This is a genomic window from Actinosynnema pretiosum (assembly GCF_002354875.1).
GTDB lineage: Bacteria > Actinomycetota > Actinomycetes > Mycobacteriales > Pseudonocardiaceae > Actinosynnema > Actinosynnema auranticum.
Window position 1 is genome coordinate 5028661 of sequence record NZ_CP023445.1, and the last position, 22268, is coordinate 5050928.

The window sequence follows — 22268 nt, forward strand, 5'->3', positions numbered from 1 at the left end:
GGGTCGTCAGCCGGTCGCGGCGGCGGCGACGTGCGCCAGCTCCTCGGACAGCCGGACCGGGTCCTGGTCGCCGAACAGGGGCTCCGGGCCGGGAGAGCCCTGCTCGACCAGGTCGAGCGCGCCGAGCCGGATGCGCGGGAGCCCGGCGAAGGAGCCGAACGGCACGCCCCGGTCCAGGTGCAGGACGAGTTCGACGTTGCCGCGCAGGGGTTTGGTCAGCCACGGCTCGGACTGGCCGCCGCCGAGGTCCTCGCGCCGCCAGCCGCGCCGCACCAGGGCGAGCAGCGCCCCCGGTGCGGCCTGCGCGCCGTCGAACCTGGTCAGGGTGCTGGTGGCGCGCTCGGCGGCGGTCAGGGCGACCACCGGGCGGCCCAGTTGCGGGAAGGGCTGGACGACCTCGTGGTCGGCGAGCAGCTCGGCCCACGCGGGCAGGTCGGCGCCCAGGCCCAGCGGGTGGACGACGTGGAGCCGGGTGTCGTCGGGCAGCGGGACCGGGGTGTCCGCGAGGTCGGCCGCGGTGCCGTCCTCGGCGACGCGGAAGCGGGTTCCGCCCGCCGTGGACCAGAGCAGGCGGTCGACCAGGTCGCGCAGCAGCGGGTTCGCGCGCAGGACGCCGTGGAACTCGGCCGCGCTCCACGTCCGGCCCTCGACCATGGCGCGCTCCAGGCGCTTGGTCTGGTCGCGGACCACCGCGGCGGCGGGGCGGCCGTGCGGGACGAGGCGGTCGGCGAGCTGCTCGGCGTCCAGGCCGACCGCGCGGGCGGCCTCGGTGATCCGGCGGGTCGCGTCCGCCCTGAGCACGGGGAACTTGGCGGTGCGGGCGATGCGGTCCAGGCCGCGCAGCGCCTCCTCGGTGCCGGTGCCCGCCAGGACCTCCAGCCCGGTCGTGGCGCGCTGGTGGTTGCCCTCGCCCGGCCAGCGCGCGACCAGCGCGGCGAGCTCGGCAGTGGCGCGGTCGTCGGCGAGGTCGGACTGGGCCTGGAGGACCCAGGTGGACGCGGGGTCGGCGCCCTCGGCGAGCCAGCGGTGCAGGAGGGCGGAGCCGAAGCGCGCCAACGAGTCCGCCGCGCAGACCCGCTTGACCGGGGCCAGGCCCGCGCGGCGGGCGTCGGGGTGGGCGGCGAGGACGTGCAGCAGGTTGCGCACGGCGGGCTCCGGCAGGGCGCGGCCCGCCACGAGCACCGGGGGCAGGGCGGGGATCGCGCGGTTCAGCCAGCCCGGTGGGGCGGTGGGGGTGAGCGAGTCCAGCGGTCCCGCGTCGAGGAGGGCGCGCAGGGCGTCGGCGCGACCGAGTTCGGCGGCCATCTCCAGGAGCGGCTCGCGGTGCTCGGGGCCTGCGAGCAGGCGCAGCGCCGCCTCGGCCGCGCGGCGGGACGGCCCCGGTCTGCCGAGCAGGGCGGGCAGGAGGGGGCGGAGGGCGTGCGCGCCGTGGCGGGTGAAGTAGGCGGTGATCTCGGCGAGCGGGGGCGTGCGGCGCAGCAGCTGGGCGGCCAGGAGCTTGGAGGTGTCGGCGTCGGCCAGCGGGACCAGGGCCGAGGCCGCGACGCGCGGGACGTGCTTGACGGCGTCCCTGAGGAAGGCGGACGCGGCGTGGCCGTGCGTGGCGGCCAGGCGGTGCGCCCAGTCGGCGAGGTGCACGGGGTAGTCGGGGCGCCACGTGGCGAGCACGGGGGTGACGACGTCCTCGGGGGCGTTCAGGAGGAGGGTGAACTGCTGGTGCCAGGCGAGCGCGCCCGCGTGGAGCGCGGCGACGGCCTCGGGCCAGTCGGGGAGCCCGGCGGGGTCGGCGAAGTCCTCGGGCAGGGGGCGGGCGGCCCACTCCTCGCGCTCCCCCGGCAGCCAGCGCTCGTGCGGGCGGTCGGTGACGCGCAGGCGTGCGGCCGGGGGTTCCGGGGTTTCCCACGGCGGGTTCACGAGCGGGCTGGGCAGGTCGGCCGGGTCGGCCTCGGTGATCCGGCGGGTCGCGGGGGCGGGCTCGGGTTCCGGGGCGAGGCGGGCGGCGCGGACGGGGAAGCGGTCGCGGGCCTTGCGCTGGACGGCTGGGGCTCCGGTGGTCAGCACGAGGGTGAGGGCCTCGTCGGACGGGAACTCGGCGACGACGTCCAGGACCTTCGCGCGCTGGGGCGCGGTGAGGGCGGGGAGCAGGCGGGTGAGGCCGGGCAGGGCGTCGTCCGGGCCGAGGGTGGCGACCAGGGTCGGCAGGGCCCACGGGCGGGAGGTGAGGCACTCCGGGTCGGCGCGGTCGACGACGGTCTCGAACTGGGCGCGGTCGGCGACGGTGGCGACGAGGAGGGCCAGGTCGTGGCCGGGGGTGTCCGGGTCGGCGGCGGCGATCTCGGCGCACAGCTCGGCGGTCCAGGCGGGCTCGTCGGGCAGCAGGAACGCGGCGATGGCGCGGGCGGCCGGGGTGGTGCGGTGGCGGGCGATCGCGTCGCGGGCGGCGGCGCGGACCTCGTCGGGGGCGTGCGCGAGGTCGTGCCGGAGGGGGACGGCGCCGCGGTCGAGCGTCCAGAACGGGTGGTAGGTCTGGTCCTCGGGTGCGGGGTGGGGTTCGTGCTGGTGGGAGAGGGTGAGGGCGGTGGCGGCGGTGACCGCCTCGGCGGCGAGCGGCAGGCCGTGGTCGGCGGCCCAGCGGCGGGTGAGCAGGCGCTGGGCCCTGGCCTTGCCGTGGGAGGTGACCAGGCTGTCGAGCGCGCGGTAGAGCACGGCCGCGCCGAACGGGTCGGGGACGCCGCGCAGGAAGGCGTCGAGCCGGGGGTTCGCGGGGACGCGGGAGCGGACGCGCAGGCAGAGGTCGGCGGCCAGGGCCTGGTCGGCGGGACCTGGTGTTTTCCGCGGCTCGGGGGCGCTGCCGTCGCCGCGCCGGGGCAGCACGTGGCGCGCCAGGGCCGGACCCATGGTGTAGGTGCTCTCGGTGGCGTCCATCGCTCCCCTTTTCCGTCAGGGGGGACGGTAGCGGCGGGGTACGACAAAACCGGTTCCCGGCGTCGGGAGGATCGGGGGGTGGTCGATCGGGTGCGGGAGTTCTGGGACGGTCAGGCGTCCTGACGCCGGACGAGGCTGCCGAGGTGGCGGACGCGCTGGTGGCCGACCCGTTCGGCGAGCACTCCTACGAGCGGATCCACGCGCTCGGGCGGTCGTGCTCCACGCGGTACGAGGGGCTGATCGCGGGTTACCTGACGCACCAGGGCGACGACGTGCTGGTGCGGATCGCGTTGCAGACGCTATGCGGCTTCTGGGGCATGTGCGAGCGGTACCTGGACGACCTGCGGCGGTACCTGGACGGGGCCGACAACGACCCGATGGGGTTCGTGCGCGTGGTCGACGCCCTCTCGCGCGCTCGGCGCCCCCTGCTACGCGGCTCCGATCAAGGCGGCCAGGGCGGCCTGGGAGGACGAGGTGCTGCGGCGGGCGCGGGAGCGGTTGGCCGCGGAGCTGGGCTGACCGCTCCCCCCGCGCCGCCGGTCAGTCCAGGACCGCCACGGCCTCCACCTCCACCAGGTGCTCGGGCACGTCCAGCGCGGCGACGCCGATCAGGCTCGCGGGTGGGACCGGCACGCCGCCCAGGTCGGCCGCCGCCCTGGCCACGCCCTCCAGGAACAGCGGCATCTTGTCCGGGGTCCAGTCCACGACGTAGACGGTCAGCTTGGCCAGGTCCGCGAGCGTGGCCCCGGCGCCCGCCAGGCCCTTCGCGACGTTGCGGTAGCACTGGGCCACCTGCTCCGCGAGGTCGCCCTCGCCGACCGTCGCCCCGGTGGCGTCCCAGGACACCTGTCCGGCCAGGAACAGCAGCTTCGAGCCGGTGGCCACCGCCAGCTGGCGGTAGGGCGGCACCTCGGGCAGGCCCTCGGGGTTGATCAGGGTGATGGCCATGGTCTGCTCCAGACGTCGGCGGTGGGCGGTCCGGTGTGGACCGCCCACGTCCCACAAACATAGCAAAGCAATGCTATGGAATGTCGGTGGGTGACGAGCGCGACGATCCGGGCGCCCTGGGACCCGGCCGATCACCGCGCGGCGCGCCACCGGACCCGGGACGATTCCGATCATGCGGAGTTCACTGTTCAACCACGCCGAGCGGCAAGTCGAGCCGGGCAGCTTCCAGCTCCAGAACGAGCGGATGCTCAAGGTCGACCTCACCGGCAGCGGCGGGTTCTTCTTCGCCAAGCAGGGGTCCATGGTCGCCTACCAGGGCGACGTCGACTTCGCCTACGAGGGCGCGGGCGGGATCGGGAAGCTGTTCAAGAAGGCGTTCACCGGCGAGGGCATGTCGCTGATGAAGGTCTCCGGCAGCGGCGACGTCTTCCTCGCGCAGGACGCCGACGAGATCTTCGTGCTGCACCTGGAGAACGAGTCCGTCACCGTCAACGGCGGCAACGTGCTCGCGTTCGAGAGCGGCCTCAAGTGGGACATCAACCGCGTCGAGGGCGCGTCGATGCTCAGCGGCGGGCTGTTCAACACCACGTTCACCGGCACCGGCGCGCTCGCCGTGACCGCGTTCGGGACGCCCGTCGTGCTCAACGTGGACGTGCCCACCTACGTGGACATGCAGTCCGCCGTGCTGTGGTCGACCTCGCTCCAGTCCTCGATCAAGAAGACCGCCAAGCTGGGCGCGATGATCGGGCGCGGGTCCGGTGAGGCGTACCAGCTGGCGCTCAGCGGCCAGGGCATCGTGGTCGTGCAGGCCTCCGAGGGGCACCCGCCGCCCCAGGCCGCGGGCTGAGCGGATCCGCTCGGGGCGCACCGCGATCCGGTGCGCCCCGAGCGGTTCAGCCGCGCGGCGCGCTAGAACCAGTAGGTCCGGAGCAGCTCGCCGGACAGCGTGCCGTCCGCCTTCCTGCTCCAGAAGCTCATGCGGAAGTACGAGCTGGTCGGGACGAGGTCGAACACGGCCGTCCCCTCGGGTCCGACCGGCACGACCGTGCCGGGATCGGAGTCGCGGTCCCGCCACAGCACCTCGGTCGACCCCGCCAGCGCGGGCGTCACGACGAACCGGATCGGCTCCCCCACGCGCGCGGTCGGCGTGCCGCCCTCGGGGAACTGCGGGCTGGTCACGGTCGGGGGCAGCTTCCTCACCCGGAACGAGTGCGACCTCGAGTCGGTGACCACCCCGCTCGCGGTGACGCCCACGACCGAGAGGGAGTGGTGGTCGGGCTTCGGAGGCGCCCACCGGATCACCGCCGTGCCGTCGGGCCCCGCCGGGACAGTCCGCTCCTGCCCGCCGTTGAAGCTGTACCGGTAGGACACGACCGGGAGCTGCGGCGAGGAGAGGGTGAACACCCCTTCCACGCCGGGGCCGCCGTTGTCGTCACCGCCGGGGTACTCCGCGCTGGTCACGGTCGGCGCGGGGGCCTCGGCCCGCAGTCGGCTGTTGGCCACCCCGGAGCGGTAGCCCGCCGAGTTGATGCTCACCGCCCGGATGGCGAAGGTGCCCTTCGCGGTCGGCGTGTGCTCGACGGTCGCCGTGCCGTCGGCGACCGCGGGCACGAACTGCTCGGGCCCGTCGCCGATCCGGTAGGCGTAGGAGACCACGTCGTCCCTGGACCAGGGCTCGAACGTGATGACCCGCTTCTCACCGACCAACCCCGACCACGGCCGCGGGTAGATGGAGGGGACGACCTGGTTGACGGTGAAGGTCCTCCGGAGCACGCCCGAGCGCTCGCCCCGCGCGTTCGTGGTCCACACCTCCAAGGTGTGCCCCGAGTAGTCCGGCGTGGGTTCGGGGAACGCCAGGGTGATCACGCCCTTGCGGTCGGGGCCGACCGGCAGCGCCTTCTCCTCGCCGCCGTCGAGCCGGTAGCCGAACGCCACCGCGTCGTCCAGGCGCGCGGTCAGCTCGACGTCGGTGGGCGCCCCGATCTCGAAGTACGGGTCCGTCGCGTAGGGCTCGGTGGCGCGCACCCAGTACCGGTAGAGGGCGCCCGGCGAGCGCCAGCCCGCGCGGTCGACCCCCACGACCTGGATGTCGTTCAGCGCGTCCCTGGTGGGCGTGATCATGACCGTGGCGCGGCCACCCGGCCGGTCGGCGGCGACCCGACCGCCGTCGATCCCGGTGCCGCTGTACTCGAAGGCGACGATCTGCTCGTCGCCGAGCGCGTCGAACGTGAAGTCGCCGGGGCTGCCCTGCGCGCCGTCACCGGGCGGCCCGCTGTTCTCCGGGAACGTGGTGGAGCTGATCTTCGGGGTCTGGCTGGGGCGCACCAGGTCGGCGGTGAACTCGCACGGCTCGGACCAGGCGGACTTGGCGAGCCCGTCGTCGCTGCGCGCGGCGAACGCGTAGGTCCCGCCGTCCTGGACCATGCCCTCGGGGAAGTGCCCCCACAACCTGCTCGAGTAGTCGTCCATGGTGACCTCGACGCGCCGCCCCGGCTCGGCCACCGGCCAGAACGCGAGCTGACCGGTCCGGGCGCCCCCGTTGACGTCGCGCGTGGTCGCCGAGACGACCGGGCGGCCGGTGGTGATGTACGGGACGGCGCCGCACTCGTAGTGCTCCACGAACAGGTTCGTCGGGGTGTCCGGCGGGTGGTTGTAGGCGCCCCGCAAGGGCGAGCCTGCCAGCCCGTGCACGCGCGACCTGCTCGGGTCCGCCTGGTGCTCCTCGGCGACGCGGACCACCACGGTCAGGGAGGAGCGGCCCTCGGCGACGGCCCGCGCGACGGCGTCGTGCGCGCTCCAGGCGGGGTAGCCGGGGCACTCCCCCGCCTGGGGCGCGGGTTCGAGCCTGGTCAGCTCGGGAGGCTGGTTCGCCCAGGTGATCGGGCCGGTCGGCTCGACCACCCACACCTCGGTGGCGCGCGGCGCGGAGCAGTCGGCGACCGAGCGCTCGACGAGCTCGATGTTCGCGCTGAGGACGTCGGCGCGCAGGTACGAGGTGAGGTCGTAGGTGAGGTAGGACTTGCCGGTGTGGCTGGTCCCGGCCTCGTCCACCCAGGTCCCGGTCCTGGCGTCGGCGGACGCGTCCGAGGTGTCGGGGCTGGCGGAGTCGACGGTCACCCTGGTCGACGGGTGCCGGTAGTAGCTGGACGGGGCGGCCGAGGCCGTTCCCGCCGCGGTGACGAGGCTGCCGAGCAGCGCGGTGACGAGCAGGCCGGTGCGCAGCGCGCGCCGGGGTCTTCCGGACGGTCCCATGCGTGTTCCCCCTGGGTTCGTGGCAGTGCCGGGCACACCGTGAACGGCGGGGGCGCGCGGCGTGGCGGTTCGACGGGGACGGCAGCGGTGAACCGCAGGGCGGCGGGGTTCCGGGCTGCGGCAAGGCGAACCTGCGGGGTCCCGGCGGTCGAGGCCCGTCAGCCGCCCAGGAGGGCGGCGAGCAGCGCCTCCGGCGTCTCGACCTGCGGCAGGTGGCCGGATTCGGGCAGGACGGTGAAGCGGGCGCCGGGGATCGCGGCGGCGTAGGCCTTCCCGTACCCGACGTCGACGACGCCGTCGCTCTCGCCCCACACGACGTGGACGGGGATCTGCGTCGCGGCGAGCCTGCCCAGCAGGGTCGGGTCGGACATGGTGGGGCCCGCGTAGGCGAGCAGGGCGCGCACGTCCGGGCTCGGGCCGGGGGTGCCGGGGGTCTGCGGGCGGGGCGCCTTGGCCGGGTCGTGGAAGGACAGCGCGCGCAGCTCCTCCGGGGCCAGGCCGCGCACGTCGGTGAGCGGGTGGCCGTCGACCTCGACGCCGATGCCGTCGACGACCACCGCCTCGGCGACGCGGGGGCCGCCCAGCAGGGCGAGCTCGGCGGCCACCCAGCCGCCGAAGGAGTTGCCCACGACGGTGACGCCGGTCAGGTCGAGGCGGTCGAGCAGGTCGGCGTACGCGGCGGCCAGGTCGCGCGCGGTGGCGAGGGCGTCCGGGCGGTCGGCGCCGTCGAAACCGGGGTGCGTGGGGACCAGGACCCTCGCGCCCGCCCGTTCGGCGAGCAGGGCCGCGAAGGGGCGCGCGGTGGGGACGCCCGCGCCGCCGTGCAGGAGCAGGAACGCGCGGGTGCGGTCGTGCTGCTCGACGGTGATGCCTGCGATCCGGGTGGTGCTCACGGGTGCCTCCTCGGGGTGGGCCTGTTAGCTAAGGAACCTTAGGTCAGGTTCCTTAGCTAAGCAACCTTGCAGCTGTCGTCGGGGTTGCCTACGCTCTCGGCGTGCCTTCGAAGCAGCGGGTGGGACTGGCGGTCAAGCGGTTGCAGTGGCAGCACCACCGGGAGGCCACCCGGCGGCTGCTGGCGGGCGCGGGGCTGTCGCTGGTGCAGTGGGACGTGCTGCGGCACCTGCGCGAGGACCCGGACGCCTCGCTGCGCGCGCTCGCCGCGCTGACCTTCCAGACCGACCAGTCGATGGGCGAGCTGGCCAGGCGCATGGTCGAGCGCGGCCTGCTCAGGCGGGTCGACGGCGGCGGGCGGGCGGTGCGGCACGCGCTGACCGACGAGGGCATCGCCGCGCACGAGGCCGGGTCCGGGATCGTCGACGAGGTGCTGGAGGAGACCGTGGGCGTGCTGACCGACCGCGAGCGGGCGGAGCTGCTCGCGCTGCTGGAGAAGGCGTTGGGCGGCCGGGGGCAGGCGCCGGGCGGAAGTGCCTAGGCAACGTCGCGCGCGGGATCTGGGCAACTCCGACCGACGCGCGGGCGCCGCTGCGGCGACCACCATCGGGGCTCGTCACAGCGCGACCGAACCCGGACGCGCCCGAGCATCGGAGCCCCGCGCATGTCCTCCGCAGCCCCGTCCCCGACCGCCCGCCGCCGCCGGTGGTGGGCCTCCTGGGTCCTGGTGACCGCGCTCGCGATCGCCATCACGGCCATCTCGGTCCCGCCCTACCTGACCGGTGGCGCGAACTTCCCCCTCGACCGGACCATCGTCGGCTACTACACGAGCCTGGTCCTGCACTCGGTGCCCGCCGGGCTCACGCTGCTGATCGGGCCGCTGCAGTTCGTGCCCCGGCTGCGGGCCCGCTTCCCGCGCGCGCACCGGATCTCCGGGCGGGTCTACCTGCTCTCGGTCGTCGCGGCCTCGGCGACGTCGGCCTACGCGACGGTCGTGACGCCCAGCGGGTTCCCGCTGCAGGTGGTGTTCACCATGCTGATCGCGGCGTGGCTGTACACGGCGTTCGAGGCGTACCGGACGATCCGGCGCGGCGACGTGCGGATGCACCGGGTGTGGACGGTCCGCAACTACACGCTGACGTTCGCCGCCGTGACGCTGCGGGTCTACCAGCTGACCGGCATGGCGCTGCTGCCGTGGGTGGACTACCGGGACATGTACACCACGAGCGCGTGGGCCGGGCTGCTCGGGAACGTGCTGATCGCCGAGTACTTCATCGTGCACCGGATGCTGGCGCCCAAGACCCGCGAGTCCGCGCCCGCGCCCGCGCCGAGGCAGACCGCGGCGATCGGCTGAGCTCCTACCGGCTGGGCCGCGACTGGCTTGGCCACGGCCAACCGGGCTGCGGCAGGACCGGCCCGCTCACGGCAGCCGGTCCAGCGCGACCAGGTCGGGGTGGTCCTTGAGCTGCCTGCGCGAGGTGATGCCGAGCTTGCGGAAGATGTTGCGCAGGTGGGCGTCCACGGTGCGCTTGCTGACGAACAGCTGCACCGCGACCTCCTGCGAGGTGGCCCCGCCGACCACGAGCCCGGCCACCGCGACCTCCTGCGCGGTGAGCTTCTCGCGGTCCGCGCCCGCCCGCCGGTCGACCCGCTCCCCCGCCGCGCGCAGCTCGTTCTCGGCCCGGCGCGCGAAGCCCTCGGCCCCGGAGGCGGACAGCAGCCCGCGGGCGGACCCCAGGTGCGCCACCGCGTCCCGGCGACGGCCCTTGCGGCGCAACCACTCCCCGTACAGCAGGTGGGCGCGGGCCCGGTACGGCACGAGGGGGCTGCGCGCGAGGAGGTCGACGGCGTCCCGGTAGTGCTCCTCCTCGCCGGTGACGAGCCCGCGCGCGCAGGCGGCCACGCCGAGGCTGGACGGGGTGGGGCTGGCCTCGGCGCGCTCGGTGAGCGCGTCGAGGGCCTCGGCGGCGACCGCGTCCTCGCCGCAGCGGACGGCGGCCTCCACCAGCTCCGGCAGGACCGCGCCGACCAGGAACAGCCTGCTGGGCGCGGTGGCCTCGCGCGCGGCGGCGAGGGCGGCCGGGTGGTCGCCGAGGCCGTTGGCCAGCAGGGCGGTGGTCCAGTGCAGGTTGGTGACGCCCCCGCCGCCGGGGCCGCGGTGCTCGGACCCGGCGAGTTCGAGCGCGTCGGCGCGCCTGCCGCGCAGGGCGGCCAGGTGCAGGCGGGGGTGGACCAGCGGGGGTTCGCCCAGCGCGTCGGCCACGGCCTCCTCCTCGGCGGTGGCGGCGAGCGCGACCGCGACGTCGCCCGCGAGGGTGGCGCAGGTGGCGCGCTGGGCCAGGCCGAGACGGAGGGCGACCGGGGAGCCGAGGGCGCGGCCGGTGGTCACCAGGTGCTCGGCGATGGCGGCGAGCGCGTCCAGGTCCCACAGCTCGGCGGCGACCATGACGGAGATCGCGGGCCAGCGCGTCCACAGTGGACTGCCGGTGCCGTGCAGGGCGGCTTTGAGCGCGGGCGCGGCGGCGCGGTAACCGCTGCGGGACAGGGTGATCAGCGCGTCCAGGACGTCGGGCTCGGCGGACGGCGGCGCGGTGCGGGCGGCACGGCTCACGACGTCGTCGACGACTCCCCCGCCGCGTCCGACGAGCAGGCTGGTCTCGACGGCCTCGACCAGGCAGTCGCGGGCCCGTTCGGCGTCCACCGGGGACAGCCGTTCGGCGGCGCGGGCCATCAGGTCCGGTCCGCTGCCGTCGTCGGGGCGGGTGAAGGCGACGCGGCCCCTGAGCAGGTCGACCGAGGCGCGGCGGGGTTCGTCCAGCGGGGCCGGGTCGACGGTGCCGAGGAGGGCGGAGGCGGCGTCGCCGTTGCCCGCGTCGAGGTGGGCGCGCACGGCGGCCAGGGTGCGGGCCAGGCGCGGTCCGGCGTCCGGGGACAGCGCGGCGGAGCGCTCCAGGAACGCCGCAGCCGCCGCGACGCCGCCGCGCGCCTGGGCGCGGGAGGCGCAGCGCTCCAGGTCGGCGGCGACCTCGGCGTCCGGGCTGGTGGCGGCCTGGGCGCGGTGCCAGGCGCGGCGGTCGGGCGCGAGGAGCGGGTCGGTGACCTCGGCGAGCGCGCCGTGCGCCCGGCGGCGCTCGTCCGGGGAGGCGGCGCGGTAGGCGGCCGAGCGGGCGAGCGGGTGGCAGAAGCGGATGCGGGCGCCGAACTCGGCGAGTTCGGCGGCGGCGGCGTCCGCGCCCGCCTGCCGGACGTCGACGCCGAGCAGGCGGGCGGCGGGCCACAGCAGGTCGGGGTCGCCGGTGGGGTCGGCGCTCGCGGTGGTGAGCAGCAGGCGCGCGGGGGCGGGCAGGGCGTCGAGCCTGCGCCGGAAGCCGAGTTCGACGCGGGTGGGCGCGGACGCCGGTCCGGGAGGGGCGAACCCGCCCGCGCGGGGCAGTTCGAGCAGGGCGAGGGGGTTGCCGCGCGCCTCGGCGACCAGGCGCTCGCGGACCCGCTCGTCCAGCGGGGAGGCGGCGAGGAGGGCGCGGGCGGCGTCGTCGCCCAGGCCCTCCAGGACGAGGCCGGGCAGGCGGTCCAGGTCGGTGGCGGGCGGGCGGGTGGCGAACAGGACCGCGACGGGGTCGGCGGCGATGCGGCGGGCGAGGAAGGTCAGGACCGTGGTGGAGGCGGGGTCGAGCCAGTGGGCGTCGTCGACCAGGCACAGCAGCGGGCGGGCGCGGGCGGTGGAGGTGAGCAGTTCGAGGGTCGCGAGGCCCACGCGGAACGGGTCGGGCGCGCCCTCGGCCAGCCCGAACGCGACGCCGAGCGCCTCGCGGTGGTGCGGGGAGATCCGGTCGAGGTGCGGCAGGAGGGGGACGCAGAGCTGGGCGAGCCCGGCGTAGGGGAAGTCGCGCTCGAACTCGGCCCCCGTGGCCCGCACCACCGCGAAGCCGGTCGAGTCGGCGAGCGCCCGGTCGAGCAGGGCGGATTTTCCGGCGCCGGGCTCCCCGGTCAGGACGAGGGCCCCGCCCCGGCCCTCGCGGGCGGCGTCGAGCACCGCCGCGATGGCGGCCAGCTCGCGGGCCCTGCCGACCAGCGGGGTGGACGCGGGGGCCGGGGTGGTCATGGGGGAAACGGTAGTTGATCACGGGTGAGGGGGCGGGCAGGGCTGGGACCCCCGCGTGCGCGGGGAAGATCCATTGCCGGTGCCCCTCGGAGGCGCGCCCCCGCATGCGCGGGGAAGACACCTTTTGACCAGCGACTTCACCCACTTGACGGGTCGTTTTGATTCGGTTCAGCGCAGTCCCGGACCTATCCCGCACAAGTCCCGCCCTCAGCACGCCCCGCGCCGAACAGCCGCACCGCGAACTCCGCGCAGGGCAAGGACTTGAGCGAGCGGGTCAGGTCGGGGTCGCCGGCGGCGCACTCCCGGTTGCGGGCGGCGTCGGCTTCCGCCAGCGCCCTCGCCTTGTCCTTCGTGGACGACGCCGGATCGGGTTGCGCCTCCGGTGGCGCGCACTCGATCGCCGCGCTGTGACCGATCCCGCGCGGGTCGAAGCCGATCAGGTCGTGCCGGGGCGCCGTCACGCCCTGAGGACCGGGAGCAGGGCCGGTGCCGTGGTCACGGCGCGGACCCCGGTGGTCCGCGAGCACGTCGAGCGTGCCGCGCGGGCACCGGGGGGCGGATCAACCGCGAGGGGGTCCACGGCCCCGGAAGCTCCCCCGCGCGGTGGAGGAACCGGGGCCGCTTCGGTGCTACCCCAGCGTGAACAGCGCCGACGGGTCGAACGGGGCGACCTCGTCAGCCCGGCCCGCGCGGACCTTGCGCGGCCACTCCGGGTCGGCCAGCAGCGCGCGACCGACCGCGACCAGGTCGAACTCGTCGCGCTCCAGCCGCCGCAGCAGCGGCTCGATCCCGGTGTTGGACACCTTGTTCTCCCCGAACTCCCCCGGCCGGGACAGGCTGCTGACCATGTCCAAATCGAGCCCCACCGAGCCGACCGTGACGACCGGGCGGCCGGTGAGGCGCTTGATCCACCCGGCGAGGTTGAGGTCGGAGCCGGGGAACTCGGGTTCCCAGTAGCGCCTGGTGGAGGCGTGGAAGACGTCCACCCCGGCGGCGACCAGCGGGGCGAGGACGCGGCCGAGGGCGGCCGGGTCGTCGGCGAGCTTCGCGTCGTAGGCGTTGCCCTTCCACTGGGAGATCCGCAGGAACACCGGGAAGTCCGGGGACACCGCGGCCCGGACGGCGGCGATCACCTCGGCGGCGAAGCGGGTCCGCGCGACCGCGTCGCCGCCGTAGGCGTCGGTGCGGCGGTTGGTGACCGACCACAGGAACTGGTCGATCAGGTACCCGTGGGCGGCGTGCAGCTCGACCCCGTCGAAGCCCGCCCCCTCGGCGGCTGCGGCGGCGCGGGCGTACGAGGCGGTGATCGTGTCGATGCCGCGCTGGTCGAGCACGGTGTGCGGCTCGGTCAGCGGCTGCCCGTCCGGGCCGACGCCGGACGGGGTGACCGGGCGGAAGTCCGCGACGGGCCAGTGGCTGGCGTCGGGGGCGGCGCCGACGTGCCACAGCTGGGCCACGATCGGCACGCCCTCGGCGTGCACGGCGCCGGTGACCCGCCGCCACCCGGCGAGCGCGGCGTCGCCGTGCATCCGGGGGGTGCGGCTGCTGGGGCCGGACGCCGGGTCGTCCAGGTAGACGCCCTCGGTGATGATCAGGCCGACGCCGCCCGCCGCGTGCCGGGCGTAGTAGCGCGCCACGTCCTCGCCCGGCACGCCGTCCGGCGAGTGCTCGCGGGTCATGGGCGCCATCACGACGCGGTTAGGCAGCCGGAGCGGGCCGAGGCGGTAGGGGCGGAACAGGGCTTCCGCGCCGCGCGCCGGGGTGTCGGTCGGGTCGGTGTCGGTCGGGTGGGTGCCGGTCATGTCGTGGAACTCCTCGTGAGCGGTCCCGGAGGGTCGGCGCGCCGGGTGCGCGCCATATCCGGAGCAACTGCTCCGCTAAGTTAGCACAAAGCGGAGCGCTTGCTCCGGAACGGGTTGGTAGGGTCGCCCGGTGACCGCCGACCGGCCCGCCGAGGCCCCCCGCAGCCGCAAGCCCCGCGCGGACGCCGCGCGCAACCAGGAGGCGATCGTCGAGGCGGCGACCCGCGTGCTGGCCGAGCAGGGCGCGGCCGTCGACGTGCGCGAGATCGCCCGGCTGAGCGGGGTCGGCATGGGCACCCTGTACCGGCACTTCCCCACCAAGGAGGACCTGGTCCGCACGATCCTGCGGCGGGAGTTCCTGACCTGGGCGGCGTCGGCGCGCGAGGCGGCGGAGCGCGCGGAGGACCCGTGGGCGGCGCTGGCGGACTTCTTCCGGCAGGCGCTGAGCGGCTACGCCAGGCACCGCGCGATCTCGGAGTGCTTCGCGCTGGCCTGGGCGGAGCCGGACGTGGAGGGGCTGGGCGAGCTGCGGGCGGTGATCGAGGGGCTGACGGCGCGCGCCCACGAGGCCGGGTCGCTGCGCCCGGACGCGAGCGCGGACGACCTGCTGCTGCTCCTGGTGTCCCTGGGGCACGCCGCCCGGCTGACCGGGGACAGCCGCCCGGAGCAGGTCGAGCGGCTGCTGCGGGTGTCGCTGGACGGGCTGCGGCCGGAGCGCGCGGAGGGGTAGCGCTCTTGGGCGCGAACGCGCAGATCCGGGTGTACGTTGCTCCGCGCGACGAATGCGAGAGCGCTCTCACGAGCCGGGGCGCTCGCCACGACCCACCCGGAGCGGCAGTGGAGAGCACCACCGAGAACCGGCGGTCCAAGACCGCCCTCCCCGGCGCCACCACGCGGCGCGCGCGGATCACCGAGGTCGTGGGGCCCCTCGGCCGCGCCCGCTGATGCGCGTGCGCGAGTCCGCCGAGGCGCTCGGCGCCGCCCCGGTCGGGCGGTTGCTGTGGCGCGCCTGCGCGCAGACGACGCTGTCGGTCGGCGTGCACGGGATCTACGCGCTGACCAACGCGTGGTTCGTGGCGCGGGGCGTCGGGGCCGGGGCGATGGCGGCGGTGAACCTGGCCGCGCCGGTGCTGCTGGTGCTGGGCGCGGTGTCCACGACGGTGGGCGCGGGTGGCGCGTCGCTGGTGTCCAGGGCGCTGGGCGCGGGGGACGCGGCGGCGGCCGGTCGGGCCGCGGGGAACGCGTTCACCGTGTTCTGGGGCGCGGCGGTCGTGGTCACCGCGCTCGGCCTGCTCGGGATCGAGCCGCTGCTGACGGCGCTGGGCGCGCGGGACGAGGCCCGCGAGGTGGCGCGCGAGTACGCGGTGGTGATCCTGGCCGGTTCGGTGCTGTCCACGGGGTTCTCCAGCCTGGTGCGGGCCGAGGGCCGGTTGCGGTTCTCCACGCTGCTGTGGCTGGTCCCGGTGCTGGTGCAGATCACCCTGGACCCAGTGCTGATCTTCGGGTTCGACCTGGGGGTGCGCGGCGCGGCGCTGGGCACGGTCGGCGGGCAGGCGGTGTCGGCGCTGCTGAGCCTGTGGTTCTTCTTCGTGCAGCGCGAGCGGCCGTACCGGGTGCGCGCGGCCGACCTGCTGCCGCACGGGCCGACGGTGCGGGCGCTGCTGGGCATCGGGGCGCCGTCGTTCCTGGCCGGGTTCGGGGCGACGCTGCTGGCGGTGCTGGTGAACACGGCGCTGGCGGGCATCGGGGCGGCGGCGTTGGCGGCGTACGCGGTGGCGGCGCGGGTGCAGGCGTTCGTGACGATGCCGCAGGTCGGGATCGCGCAGGGCGTGCAGCCGCTGGTCGGGTACAACGCGGGGCGCGGGCTGCACGACCGGGTGGCGCGCACCAGGGACCTCGCGCTGCGCGCCACGGTCGGGTACGGGCTGGTGGTGGCGGCGCTGGTGGTGGTGTTCGCCGGGCCGCTGGTGGCGGTGTTCCTGGACGACCCGGCCGTCGCGGGCCGGGCGGAGGGGGCGCTGCGGGTGCTGGCGGTCGGCTTCACGGCGGCCGGGGTGACGCCGCTGGTCGCCGCGCACGCCCAGTCGCTCGGCCTGCCCCGGCCCGCGTGGGCGCTGGCGGTGGGCACGTTGGCGCTGGTCAAGGTGCCGCTGGTGGTGGTGCTGGGCCGGGCCGGGGCGGACGGGGTGTGGGTGGCGCTGGCGGCCGGTGAGGTGGTGTCGGCGGGGTGCGCGCTGGTGGTGCTGCGGCGGTTGGGCGCGCCGGTCACAGCCGGGCGAGGAAGTCCCGGTAGTCGGGGATGACGGTGGGGGCGAGCAGGGCGCGCGGCCAGAGCACGCCCACGGCCAGCCCGACCGCCTCCCAGTCCTCCACGACCGGGCGGGCCATCGAGTGCGCGGCGTCGTGGTGGGACGTGGTCAGGTCGGCCCCGAACGCCTCCCGGTAGGCGCGCTCGGTCTCGGCCACGTCGACGTTGCGGTCGTGGTCGGCGAGCAGCAGGCGCACCGGCACGTGCCGCTCGGCCGCCGCGCGCAGGTCGGCGGTCGCGTCGGCCCGGAAGTTCCGCGACACGAAACCCCAGCGCTCCGAGGACATCGGGTCCGGAGCGGCGGCCCGGTACTCGTCGTACGACGCGCCCCGCTCCAGCAGCGCGCGCACCCGGTCGCTGTCCGCCACGGCCGCCGCGCGCTCGGCGGGTGAGGCGCCCGCCAGCCCGGACAGCAGGTGGTGCCTGCCCTGGCGCAGCCAGTTCACCGCCGGGGACACCGCGACGACCGCGTCCACGTCGGCGCGGGCGGCCACGACCTTCGGCAGCACCCAGCCCGCCTGGCTCGCGCCCCACAGCACGACCCGGCCGGTGGGCACGTCGGGCTGGGCGCGGTCCCAGTCGAGCGCGGCCCCGACCTCGACGGCCCGGTCCGCCATCGTCTGGGCCAGCCAGTCCCCCGTCGAGCCGCCCACCCCCGGCTTGCTCCACGACAGGGTGGCGTACCCGGCGTCCGCCGCGCCCTCGAACCACGGCGCGTAGAGCCCGTCGTGGGTGGCGTCGACCGCCGCGTCCCCGTGCACCACCAGGACGACGCCGACCGCGTCCCCCGGCGGCAGGGCCAGGACGCCGGACAGGTGGCCGTCGCCGAACGGGATGGAGACCGCGCGCTGGGTGAACCGGTAGTCGTTGCCCAGCACCACGATCAGGCCGATGACCAGCGCGAGCGCGAGCGCCGCCAGCAGGGCCCGCCGCAGAACTATCGTTGCTCTCACGTTCGTAGCATATGCGATATATTTGACGGCGTGGACGAGCGGATCACCCCGAGGACCGTCGTCGAGGCGCTGCTGCCGGACGAGGGCGAGGTCGCGCTCGCCCTGGTGTACGACACGGCGAACGCGGTCGGCGTGGCAGATCAACCGCTGCGGCTGGCGTTGCGGCGGCTGGTGTCGGCGGGCGAGCTGACCCAGGTCGGGCGCGGGCGGGCGGGCCGCGTCGGGCTCACCGACCTGGGCCGGGAGCGGCTGCGGCGGGACCGGGTCGGGCTCGCGCTGGCGTTCGCGCAGGACGCCGGGGAGGCGCCGTGGGACGGGCGGTGGTGGCTCGCGGCCATCAGCACGCCCGAGCGGGAGCGGGCGGTGCGGGACGCGCTGCGCCGCGACCTGCTCGTCGCCGGGGCCGCGCCGATCTCCACCGGCCTGTACGCGAGTCCGCACGACCTGACCGACGTGGTCGACGCGGACGCCCGCGCGCACCTGGTCACCGCGTCCGCGACCGCGCTGGACCTGCGCGGCGTCCACGACGCGGCGGAGATCGCCGAGGCGCTGTGGCCCGCCGAACCGGTCGACCGGGCCTACGACGCCGTGGAGGAGGCGCTCGCCGAGGACGGGGGAACGCCGCTGGTGCGACGGCTGCGGCTCGCGGCGGCGCTGGAGGCCGCGATGCGCGAGGACCCGCTGATCCCCCCGGAGCTGCGCGCGCCGGGATGGCGACCGAGCAGGCTCCGGGGCGAGTGGCTGGAGCGCTGGCGCGGGATCGCCGACGCGCCGGTCCACCGGGGCTGGCTGTGAGCGGTCAGCCCGCGTCCTGATCGTCGCCCGCCGGGCGGTCGACCAGGCCCAGCCGCAGGTGCTCGCTGTGGTAGACGGCCTGGTCGAGCAGGTGCGCGACGTGGTCGTCGTGCAGGCTGTAGATGATGCTGCGCCCGTTGCGGGTGCCCACGACCAGGCGCAGGGTGCGCAGCAGCCGCAACTGGTGGGAGACCGCCGACTGCTCCATGCCGACCGCCTCGGCGAGCGCGGTGACCGGCAGCGGGCCGTGCCGCAGCTCGGCCAGGATCAGCAGCCTGCTCGGGGTCGCCAGCGCCTGGAGGGTGTTCGCCACGTGCGCGGCCGACTCGGCGTCGAGCCGCGCGGCGGGCGTCCCCCGTCCACTCGCGATGTGCCCCATGAGGTGAATGGTAGTTCACCACCTATACATGAAAGACTGTTCATCTGTACGTATATTCTTCCTTCGGCGAGCGAGCACCCGACCCCGGAGGACCCCCATGACCACCGTCGCGCCAGAACGCCCCACGACCCGCGCCCCCGCGCGCCGCACCCGGTGGACCGCGCTGCCCGAGGCCAGGTGGGCGGCGCTCTCGCTGGCGCTGTTCCTGACCGCGCTGGCCGTGCAGCTCGCGGACGGCCCGGAACCGGTGCGCTGGGCGCTCTCCCTGGCCTGCTGCGCGGCGGGCGGCTGGGAGCCCGGCCTGTCCGGGCTGCGCGCGCTGCGCGAGCGGACCCTGGACGTGGACCTGCTGATGGTGGTCGCCGCGATCGGCGCGGTGTCCATCGGGCAGGTGCTCGACGGCGCGCTGCTGATCGTCATCTTCGCCACCTCCGGCGCGCTGGAGGCGCTGGCCACCGCCCGCACCGAGGACTCGGTGCGCGGCCTGCTCGACCTGGCCCCGGACACCGCGACCCGCGTCGGCGACGGCGCGGAGGAGGTCGTGCGGGTGGCGGACCTGGAGGTCGGGGACGTGGTGCTGGTGCGCCCCGGCGAGCTGGTCCCGGCCGACGGGGTGGTGGTCGCGGGCGCGGGCGAGGTCGACCAGGCCACCATCACCGGCGAGCCGCTGCCGGTGGACAAGGCCGAGGGCGACGAGGTGTTCGCGGGCACGCTCAACGGCACCGGGGCGCTGCGCGTGCGGGTCGGCAAGCGCGCGGCGGACTCGGTGGTGGCACGGATCGCGGCGGCCGTGGAGGAGGCGAGCCGGACCAAGGCGCGCACGCAGCTGTTCATCGAGAAGGTCGAGCAGCGCTACTCGATCGGCATGGTGGTCGCCACGCTGGTGATCTTCACCGCGCCGCTGCTGTGGGGCGAGCCGGTGCGCGAGGCGCTGCTGCGGGCGATGACGTTCATGATCGTCGCCTCGCCCTGCGCGCTCGTGCTCGCGACCATGCCGCCGCTGCTGGCCGCGATCGCCAACGCCGGGCGGCACGGGGTGCTGGTGAAGTCGGCGGTGGTCGTGGAGCGGCTGGCGAGCGCGGACCGGGTGGCGTTCGACAAGACCGGGACGCTGACCAGGGGCGAGCCGGAGGTGGCCGGGCTGCGCGCGCTGCCCGGCGCGGGGCTGGACGAGGACGCGCTGCTGCGGCTGGCGGCCTCGGCGGAGCACCCGAGCGAGCACCCGCTGGGGCGGGCGGTGGTGCGGGCGGCCCGCGAGCGCGGGCTGGACGTGCCGCAGGCGCGGGAGTTCAGCGCGCGACCGGGCCGGGGCGTGACGGCGCGGGTCGGGGACCGGGTCGTGGAGATCGGCTCACCGGAGGCGCTCGGCGGCGCGGGGATCGAGGCGGTGGACGGGTTCCTGGCGCGGGGGCACACCGCCGTGCTGGTGCTGGTGGACGGCGAACCGGCGGGCGTGCTGGCCATCGCGGACCGGGTGCGCCCCGAGGCGGAGGCCGCGGTGGCCGCGCTGACCGCCGCGACCGGGGCCGCGCCGGTGCTGCTGACCGGCGACAACCGCAGGACCGCCGACCGGCTGGCCGGTCTGGTCGGCATCAGCGACGTGCGCGCGGGCCTGCTGCCGGAGGACAAGGCCGAGGCGGTGCGCGCGTTGCAGGCCGAGGGGCGCCGGGTCGTGGTGGTCGGCGACGGGGTGAACGACGCGCCCGCGCTGGCCGTGGCGCACGCGGGCGTGGCGATGGGCGTGTCGGGCGCGGACCTGGCGCTGCGCACCGCCGACGCGGTCGTGGTGCGCGACGACCTGTCCACCATCCCGGCGGCGATCGCGCTGGCCAGGCGGGCGAAGCGGGTGGTGGTGGCGAACCTGGTGATCGCGGGGTCGTTCGTCGTGGTGCTGGTGGCGTGGGACCTGCTCGGCGACCTGCCGCTACCGCTGGGGGTGGCGGGGCACGAGGGGTCGACCGTGATCGTCGGGCTGAACGGGCTGCGGTTGCTGCGCGAGGCGGCCTGGCGCAAGGCGAAGGGGTGATCCCCAGGGGTGCGCCGGGCGGTCTTCGGGCCGCCCGGCGCGGTCCCCCGAATTGACCGTCGTCGTGTGCGTACCTGAGCACCTATAGTGGCGGAGCAGCCCGAACGCCCCCGGAGGTGCACCACGATGTTCACCGCGCCCGCCAACCGCGCCTACCGCAGGCTGTTCGCCGCCCAGGTGGTCGCCCTCGTCGGCACCGGCCTGACCACCGTCGCGCTCGGCCTGCTCGCCCACGACCTCGCGGGCCCGGACGCGGGCGCGGTGCTCGGCGCGGCCTTCGCGATCAAGATGCTCGCCTACGTCGGCATCGGCCCGCTGGCGGGCGCGCTGGCCGCCCGGTTCCCCCGCAAGGGCCTGCTGGTCGGGCTGGACGCGGTGCGCGTCGCGGTGGTGGCGGCGCTGCCGTGGGTGGACGCGATCTGGCAGGTCCACCTGCTGATCCTCGTGCTCCAGGCGGCGTCGGCGGCGTTCACCCCGACGTTCCAGGCGACCATCCCGGACCTGCTGCCCGACGAGCGCGAGTACACCCGCGCGCTGAGCCTGTCCCGCCTGGCCTACGACCTGGAGAGCCTGCTCAGCCCGCTGCTCGCGGCGGCGGCGCTGCTGGTGGTCGGCTACGGGGACCTGTTCCTGGGCACGGCGGTCGGGTTCGCCGCCTCGGCGCTGCTGGTCGCGGGCGCCCCGCTGCCCGACGCCCGCACCGCCCCCGCCGACCGCTCCCCCGCCACCGTCACCAGGGGGATCAGGGCGTACCTGCGCACCCCGCGCCTGCGCGGGCTGGTCGCGGCGCACCTGGCGGTGGCGGCGGCCGGGTCGGTGGTGCTGGTCAACACGGTCGGGTACGTGCGGGGGCCGCTCGGGCGGGACGAGACGTCGGTGGCGGTCGCGCTGGCCGCGCACGGGCTGGGTTCGGCGGTCGCGGCGCTGGCGCTGCCCCGCGTGCTGGAGCGCCACCCGGACCGGCCGGTGGTGCTGCGCGCGGCGACGGCGCTGGGCGCGCTGCTGGCGGTGGCCGCGCTCGCCGCGGCCGTCCTGGACGACCTGCGCTGGCCCGCGCTGCTGGTGCTGTGGGCGGCGATCGGGGCGGCGGGCGCGCTGGTGCTCACGCCCGGCGGGCGGCTGCTGCGCCGGTCGGCGGACCGGGCGGACCTGCCCGCCGTGTTCGCCGCGGACTTCTCGCTCTCGCACGCCTGCTGGCTGCTGTGCTACCCGCTGGCGGGCGCGCTGGCCACGGGGGCGGGGATGGTGGCCGCGCTGCTGGCGCTGTCGGTGGTCGCGCTGGTCGCGGCGCTCGTGGCGACCCGGTTGTGGCCGGGGCACGACCCGGAGTGGGTCGAGCACGAGCACCGGGGGCTGGAGGACGACCACGACCACCTGCGCGACGCGGCCCTGGTGGGCGGCTGCCGCAGGCACGCGCACGCGTACCGGATCGACGACCTGCACACCCGCTGGCCGGGCTAGTCCCCGGCACTAGTCGTGATCCGGCCGCCCGGTCACGTGGTGGTCGGCCGCCTCGACGGCCTCGGCCAGCAGCCGCCGCACGTGCCCGCCGCGCGCCCGGTAGACCGCCCGTCGCCCGTCTCGCCGCACCGACACCAGTCCGGCGAGCTTGAGCTTGGCCAGGTGCTGCGACACGGCGGGCCGCGCGATGCCGACCGCGCCCGCGAGGGTGGTCACGTCGTACTCGTCGCCGCACAGCAGCCACATCATCCGCAGCCGCGTCCCGTCGGCCAGCATCCGGAACCCGTCGACGGCCGCGTCGACGTGCGCGTCCGGCGGCACCTGTTGCCAGTCCTGCGTTGTTGCCACCTGTTCGCGCGCGCCCATGCCCGCAATGCTCGCACCAGCGCGGCCCCGCGCCCCCGCTGGCCCGCGCGCCCGCCTCCC

18 protein-coding genes are annotated in these 22268 nt (G+C 76.1%); 8 read left to right on the plus strand and 10 right to left on the minus strand.

Translation table 11 applies throughout. The features are described from left to right. Nucleotides 1-6: 6 nt before the first annotated feature. Nucleotides 7-2925, minus strand: coding sequence for a DUF4132 domain-containing protein (locus tag CNX65_RS21375; RefSeq protein ID WP_096495353.1), 2919 nt, complete (start codon nt 2923-2925; stop codon nt 7-9). A gap of 540 nt (nt 2926-3465) precedes the next feature. Then, nucleotides 3466-3873: a RidA family protein gene (locus tag CNX65_RS21380; RefSeq protein ID WP_096495354.1), complete on the minus strand. Its 408-nt coding sequence runs from the start codon at nt 3871-3873 to the stop codon at nt 3466-3468. Between the two features lie 172 nt (nt 3874-4045). On the opposite strand from CNX65_RS21380, the gene CNX65_RS21385 reads away from it, so the two are divergent. Continuing rightward, nucleotides 4046-4720 (plus strand): AIM24 family protein, encoded by a 675-nt coding sequence (locus CNX65_RS21385; protein ID WP_041838115.1) that lies wholly within the window; start codon nt 4046-4048, stop codon nt 4718-4720. 62 nt (nt 4721-4782) lie between these two features. Here CNX65_RS21385 and CNX65_RS21390 read toward each other — a convergent pair whose 3' ends face one another. Next, on the minus strand, nt 4783-7125 hold the full coding sequence (locus CNX65_RS21390) for a hypothetical protein (RefSeq protein WP_096495355.1): 2343 nt from the start codon (nt 7123-7125) through the stop codon (nt 4783-4785). A 158-nt stretch (nt 7126-7283) separates the two neighbouring features. Next, nucleotides 7284-8018: an alpha/beta fold hydrolase gene (locus CNX65_RS21395; protein WP_096495356.1), complete on the minus strand. Its 735-nt coding sequence runs from the start codon at nt 8016-8018 to the stop codon at nt 7284-7286. 101 nt (nt 8019-8119) lie between these two features. Here CNX65_RS21395 and CNX65_RS21400 point away from each other — a divergent pair, with 101 nt between their 5' ends. Both CNX65_RS21400 and CNX65_RS21405 read left to right on the plus strand, forming a co-directional pair. Beyond that, complete coding sequence (locus CNX65_RS21400; protein WP_096495357.1) at nt 8120-8557, plus strand: MarR family winged helix-turn-helix transcriptional regulator; 438 nt, start codon at nt 8120-8122, stop codon at nt 8555-8557. A 123-nt stretch (nt 8558-8680) separates the two neighbouring features. Beyond that, nucleotides 8681-9370 carry a DUF2306 domain-containing protein gene (locus tag CNX65_RS21405; RefSeq protein ID WP_096495358.1) on the plus strand — a complete coding sequence of 230 codons (690 nt, stop codon included), beginning with the start codon at nt 8681-8683 and terminating at the stop codon, nt 9368-9370. Nucleotides 9371-9436: 66 nt separating this feature from the next. On the opposite strand, the gene CNX65_RS21410 is transcribed toward CNX65_RS21405, so the two are convergent. The 3 genes from CNX65_RS21410 to CNX65_RS21420 all read right to left on the minus strand — a co-directional run bounded on the left by CNX65_RS21410 (nt 9437) and on the right by CNX65_RS21420 (nt 13920). Beyond that, nucleotides 9437-12118 carry a helix-turn-helix transcriptional regulator gene (locus CNX65_RS21410; RefSeq protein WP_096495359.1) on the minus strand — a complete coding sequence of 894 codons (2682 nt, stop codon included), beginning with the start codon at nt 12116-12118 and terminating at the stop codon, nt 9437-9439. Nucleotides 12119-12303: 185 nt separating this feature from the next. Beyond that, on the minus strand, nt 12304-12579 hold the full coding sequence (locus CNX65_RS21415; RefSeq protein WP_096495360.1) for a hypothetical protein: 276 nt from the start codon (nt 12577-12579) through the stop codon (nt 12304-12306). A gap of 168 nt (nt 12580-12747) precedes the next feature. Further along, the gene (locus tag CNX65_RS21420) at nt 12748-13920 is read right to left on the minus strand and encodes an NADH:flavin oxidoreductase (protein ID WP_096495361.1); all 1173 of its coding nucleotides are present in this window, start codon (nt 13918-13920) and stop codon (nt 12748-12750) included. Between the two features lie 130 nt (nt 13921-14050). On the opposite strand from CNX65_RS21420, the gene CNX65_RS21425 reads away from it, so the two are divergent. Both CNX65_RS21425 and CNX65_RS21430 read left to right on the plus strand, forming a co-directional pair. Then, nucleotides 14051-14650, plus strand: a complete 600-nt coding sequence (locus tag CNX65_RS21425) for a TetR/AcrR family transcriptional regulator (protein ID WP_096495362.1) — start codon at nt 14051-14053, stop codon at nt 14648-14650. Nucleotides 14651-14864: 214 nt separating this feature from the next. Further along, entirely contained in the window at nt 14865-16223 is a 1359-nt protein-coding gene (locus tag CNX65_RS21430; protein ID WP_096495363.1) for an MATE family efflux transporter, read from the plus strand. Here CNX65_RS21430 and CNX65_RS21435 read toward each other — a convergent pair. Continuing rightward, nucleotides 16186-17181: an alpha/beta hydrolase family protein gene (locus CNX65_RS21435; protein ID WP_096495364.1), complete on the minus strand. Its 996-nt coding sequence runs from the start codon at nt 17179-17181 to the stop codon at nt 16186-16188. The two genes, CNX65_RS21430 and CNX65_RS21435, sit on opposite strands and share 38 nt — an antisense overlap. Before the next feature lie 30 nt (nt 17182-17211). Between CNX65_RS21435 and CNX65_RS21440 the strand changes: the two genes are divergently transcribed. Continuing rightward, complete coding sequence (locus CNX65_RS21440; protein WP_096495365.1) at nt 17212-17976, plus strand: PaaX family transcriptional regulator; 765 nt, start codon at nt 17212-17214, stop codon at nt 17974-17976. Between the two features lie 4 nt (nt 17977-17980). Here CNX65_RS21440 and CNX65_RS21445 read toward each other — a convergent pair whose 3' ends face one another. Next, complete coding sequence (locus CNX65_RS21445; RefSeq protein WP_096495366.1) at nt 17981-18355, minus strand: ArsR/SmtB family transcription factor; 375 nt, start codon at nt 18353-18355, stop codon at nt 17981-17983. Between the two features lie 97 nt (nt 18356-18452). On the opposite strand from CNX65_RS21445, the gene CNX65_RS21450 reads away from it, so the two are divergent. Both CNX65_RS21450 and CNX65_RS21455 read left to right on the plus strand, forming a co-directional pair. Then, a complete protein-coding gene (locus tag CNX65_RS21450) occupies nt 18453-20381 on the plus strand; it encodes a heavy metal translocating P-type ATPase (protein WP_096495367.1) in 1929 nt (642 codons plus the stop codon). A gap of 126 nt (nt 20382-20507) precedes the next feature. Continuing rightward, on the plus strand, nt 20508-21842 hold the full coding sequence (locus CNX65_RS21455) for an MFS transporter (protein ID WP_096495368.1): 1335 nt from the start codon (nt 20508-20510) through the stop codon (nt 21840-21842). Nucleotides 21843-21851: 9 nt separating this feature from the next. Here the strand turns inward: CNX65_RS21455 and CNX65_RS21460 are convergent, their stop codons facing one another. Beyond that, nucleotides 21852-22208: an ArsR/SmtB family transcription factor gene (locus CNX65_RS21460; protein ID WP_015803027.1), complete on the minus strand. Its 357-nt coding sequence runs from the start codon at nt 22206-22208 to the stop codon at nt 21852-21854. Nucleotides 22209-22268 lie beyond the last annotated feature (60 nt).

Coding starts and splice junctions, on each gene's coding strand:
- CNX65_RS21385 (WP_041838115.1), top strand. CDS start 4,046: ATGCGGAGTTCACTGTTCAACCACGCCGAGCGGCAAGTCGAGCCGGGC.
- CNX65_RS21390 (WP_096495355.1), bottom strand. CDS start 7,125: ATGGGACCGTCCGGAAGACCCCGGCGCGCGCTGCGCACCGGCCTGCTC.
- CNX65_RS21405 (WP_096495358.1), top strand. CDS start 8,681: ATGTCCTCCGCAGCCCCGTCCCCGACCGCCCGCCGCCGCCGGTGGTGG.
- CNX65_RS21430 (WP_096495363.1), top strand. CDS start 14,865: ATGCGCGTGCGCGAGTCCGCCGAGGCGCTCGGCGCCGCCCCGGTCGGG.
- CNX65_RS21460 (WP_015803027.1), bottom strand. CDS start 22,208: ATGGGCGCGCGCGAACAGGTGGCAACAACGCAGGACTGGCAACAGGTG.
- CNX65_RS21410 (WP_096495359.1), bottom strand. CDS start 12,118: ATGACCACCCCGGCCCCCGCGTCCACCCCGCTGGTCGGCAGGGCCCGC.
- CNX65_RS21455 (WP_096495368.1), top strand. CDS start 20,508: ATGTTCACCGCGCCCGCCAACCGCGCCTACCGCAGGCTGTTCGCCGCC.
- CNX65_RS21375 (WP_096495353.1), bottom strand. CDS start 2,925: ATGGACGCCACCGAGAGCACCTACACCATGGGTCCGGCCCTGGCGCGC.
- CNX65_RS21450 (WP_096495367.1), top strand. CDS start 18,453: ATGACCACCGTCGCGCCAGAACGCCCCACGACCCGCGCCCCCGCGCGC.
- CNX65_RS21380 (WP_096495354.1), bottom strand. CDS start 3,873: ATGGCCATCACCCTGATCAACCCCGAGGGCCTGCCCGAGGTGCCGCCC.
- CNX65_RS21420 (WP_096495361.1), bottom strand. CDS start 13,920: ATGACCGGCACCCACCCGACCGACACCGACCCGACCGACACCCCGGCG.
- CNX65_RS21445 (WP_096495366.1), bottom strand. CDS start 18,355: ATGGGGCACATCGCGAGTGGACGGGGGACGCCCGCCGCGCGGCTCGAC.